The 3211-nt window shown below is 44.7% G+C and carries 6 protein-coding genes; 3 read left to right on the top strand and 3 right to left on the bottom strand.

Annotated elements, in window-relative coordinates:
- The 3 genes from B7X71_RS14175 to B7X71_RS14165 all read left to right on the top strand — a co-directional run.
- Positions 1–421, top strand: a 421-nt coding sequence (locus B7X71_RS14175; protein ID WP_293601076.1) for an FMN-binding protein, incomplete at its 5' end; no start/stop codon positions are given.
- Positions 418–1245 carry an FAD:protein FMN transferase gene (locus B7X71_RS14170; RefSeq protein ID WP_293601075.1) on the top strand — a complete coding sequence of 276 codons (828 nt, stop codon included), beginning with the start codon at positions 418–420 and terminating at the stop codon, positions 1243–1245. The genes B7X71_RS14175 and B7X71_RS14170, both read left to right, overlap by 4 nt.
- The gene (locus tag B7X71_RS14165; protein ID WP_293599809.1) at positions 1242–1658 is read left to right on the top strand and encodes a hypothetical protein; all 417 of its coding nucleotides are present in this window, start codon (positions 1242–1244) and stop codon (positions 1656–1658) included. Before B7X71_RS14170 ends, B7X71_RS14165 begins: the two co-directional genes overlap by 4 nt.
- A 69-nt stretch (positions 1659–1727) precedes the next feature.
- Here B7X71_RS14165 and B7X71_RS14160 read toward each other — a convergent pair whose 3' ends face one another.
- The 3 genes from B7X71_RS14160 to B7X71_RS14150 are packed head-to-tail and all read right to left on the bottom strand — an operon-like array spanning position 1728 to position 3208.
- Positions 1728–1940 carry a DUF2892 domain-containing protein gene (locus tag B7X71_RS14160; RefSeq protein WP_293599810.1) on the bottom strand — a complete coding sequence of 71 codons (213 nt, stop codon included), beginning with the start codon at positions 1938–1940 and terminating at the stop codon, positions 1728–1730.
- 40 nt (positions 1941–1980) lie between these two features.
- Entirely contained in the window at positions 1981–2292 is a 312-nt protein-coding gene (locus B7X71_RS14155; protein WP_293601078.1) for a metalloregulator ArsR/SmtB family transcription factor, read from the bottom strand.
- 19 nt (positions 2293–2311) lie between these two features.
- The gene (locus B7X71_RS14150) at positions 2312–3208 is read right to left on the bottom strand and encodes an MBL fold metallo-hydrolase (protein ID WP_293601077.1); all 897 of its coding nucleotides are present in this window, start codon (positions 3206–3208) and stop codon (positions 2312–2314) included.
- Positions 3209–3211: the final 3 nt, after the last annotated feature.

Genomic DNA, 3211 nt, shown 5'->3' with positions numbered 1-3211 from the left:
AAATCCCATCATCATCACCGATGAATTACAAGGCAAAATGCGTGCTGCTTCAAGTATTCGGCACCCCTTTCAAGGTGATCGAATTTGGAAAGCATCTGATGGGAGCTGGTTCATCGTAGATGAGGTAGTTGGTAAACATGAAATGATTACCTATGCAGTAGCACTAAACCCATCTGGAGCGGTGACTGGAATCGAGATTCTGGAGTACGTTGAATCCTATGGCTACGAAGTAGCAGAAGAGCAGTGGCGTAAACAGTTCATAGGCAAAACAGCAGTAGACCCTATTAAGCTGAACAAAGATATTCAAAATATCGGCGGCGCCACCCTTTCTTGTAAGCATCTGACTGATGGCGTCAAGCGGGTTGCAGTCTTATACGACATCGCCTTAAAAAATCAGACTTCAATTCCAAAAGCAAAATGATTCGCTGCAAGCCGCTTTTAGGCACCTTCGTAGAAATCAGAATTGAGGATGAGTTGCAATATTCGAAAGTGCTAAACGAAGCTTTCCTAGCTATTGAGCAAGTGCAATCCTTGATGGGCTTTCACAATCCAGAGAGTGAGCTTTCTCAAATAAATGCCAGCTCATATTTAGAACCTCTTCAAATCCACTCCTGGACCGCTGAAGTGATCTCTATTGCTAAAGAGGTTTTTCAACTCTCAAATGGCCTATTTAATTGCGGGATTGGGCACCTCTTAGTAGAGGCAGACCTACTTCCCAAGCATATCTGCTTGGGTGCTCATGCATTTGGAGGCATTGAAGATGTCCTATTTCTCGAGCCAAACTTGGTGTACTCCACGGTCCCACTCTGTCTTGATCTTGGGGGGATTGCGAAAGGCTATGCTGTAGATAGGGCGGTAGAGATCTTATTAGCTGGCGGCATCCAATCAGGATCCGTTAATGCTGGTGGGGATTTACGAGTTTTTGGCGATTGCAGTCAAGACATTCACATTCGTAATCCAGCGAATCCCCATGAACTCATCCACATTGGCAACATCAGGAAGGGTGCGATCGCAACCAGCAGTCTCTACTTTTCAAAGCGCGATGCTGATGCCAAAAGCTATCTGGTCAATCCCCTCAATGATGAGCTTCTTGAATTTTCAGAGTCTTACTCGGTGATCGCAAATCAATGTGTCTACGCAGATGCCTTGACTAAGGTGGTGAGTATTTCTGGGGATACCCAACACCCCTGCTTGAGTCATTTTTCTGCTCAAGCCATCAAAATTCCATACACCCTCAGCTCATGAAAAATACCAGTCGCCTTGGCAAAATGCCAACCTGGCAAAGACATTTTGTAATCATTGCCATGCTGAGCTGCTCACTTACAGGCACAGTCTATTTACTTGGTCATGAATTGCATATTCAACGCGCTATATTGGGTGCCCACTCAGTATTAGCGTGGCATGGCATTACAGCAATCATGGCCACGATGGCTCTGGGTTCGATTTTGCCCGCCCACCTGAAGGCAGGCCTGAAGTCTAAGAGGAAGTTGTGGAGCGGTTTAAGCCAATTGGCTTTTTTAACTACTTTATTAGTTTCGGGGGCTCTGCTCTACTACGGCCCCGAAGAAATTCGAGATCCAGTTATTACAACGCACTGGATGATTGGTGTTGCCTTCTCTACAATCTTTTTACTGCACGGTATTTACACTAAGAAGTGAGAGTACTAGATGGCAATAAGGCACATTGAGTGTTATTTCTCAATGCGCCTTTATCAAACTAAGGAAGACTTACTTACAGCAAGAATCTGCTTCAGATGAAGTTCCACAAGAATTGATTCCCAATAATGGATAAGCTGGGCAGAAACGGAAAATTCCAGTAGCTAAAGGAATTAGTCCAAGCCAGCCCCACCAGCCTACGATACCGTTGGCTACAAGCGCAACCAACACAATACCCACTGAGATTCTTAAGATACGATCGATACCGCCGACGTTACATTTCATATTGCACTCCCTTTAAAAGTAATTAAATGATTCCTGGCAATTACTTCTTACAGTAATGCTTGTAGAGCAAACTCATGACTGCTACAGCAACCTGACTTGATAGGGAGTAGTAAATTTGCTTACCCTCTCTACGTGTTTTCACCAGCTTTTCTTTACGCAACACCGTAAGCTGCTGTGAGAGTGTGGGTTGATGTAAATCTAGAGCAGTCTCTAGCTCACTAACGCATTTTTCCGCTTGGCCGATTTCGCATAAGAGCATCATGCGATCGCGGTTAGATAAGACCTTCATCATCCTGCAAGCATCATCTGCAGATGACTGCATCTTCTTTAATTCGGCTTTAGAGATAGGCATATTCATTGTCTTTTTCCAATCAGAGTGCATTCAATGGAATTTTTAGATAAGCAACCCCATTGCTATCTGCCTCAGGAAAATGACCAGCTCGAATATTGACCTGAATAGAAGGTAATATTAATGTTGGCATATCTAAGGTTTTATCTCGTGCAGTGCGCATCGCCACAAATTGTTCTTCGGTCACGCCATCATGCACATGGATATTATTGGCCTTCTCGTCAGCGACAGTGGTGACACCTGTCGCAGGTCTGTTGTTTGGTGGATAGTCATGGCACATATACAGCTTTGTCTCGCCAGGGTAGGACAGGATCTTCTGAATCGAGCGATAAAGCGTCTTCGCATCACCGCCTGGGAAATCACAACGGGCTGTGCCGACATCCGGCATAAATAAGGTGTCACCTACAAAGATCGCATCACCGATTTCATAAGCCATACAAGCTGGGGTGTGGCCTGGTACAAAAAGGGCTTTTAAAGAGAGGTTTCCAAAAGGGAGTGACTCACCCTCTTTGAGCAATTGATCAAACTGAGTGCCATCCACCTTAAAGTGCTCATCTAAATTGAAGACGCCTTGAAATACTTTCTGTACATTAGTGATGTGATCACCAATAACCAATTTGCCACCTAGGTGACTTTGCAGGTACGGGGCTGCGGTTAAATGGTCTGCATGGGCATGGGTCTCCAAAATCCAAGTAACTTGGAGCTGGTGCGCCTTCACGAAGGCAATGACTTCATCAGCAGACTTAGTGGTGGTTCTGCCTGATTTAGGGTCATAGTTCATGACTGAATCAATGATGACGCAAGGGCTGCCCTCACCCTCATAAACCACATAGGTATAAGTCCAGGTTTCTGGATCAAAAAACTCTTTAATGATTGGTGTGTATTGCGCGTTCAAGATATTTTCCTGTCGAATAAATATAAT

Source organism: Polynucleobacter sp. 39-46-10, from assembly GCF_002282275.1.
The sequence above is the reverse complement of the archived record's forward strand: the minus strand, read 5'-3'. Positions and strand labels throughout refer to the sequence as shown.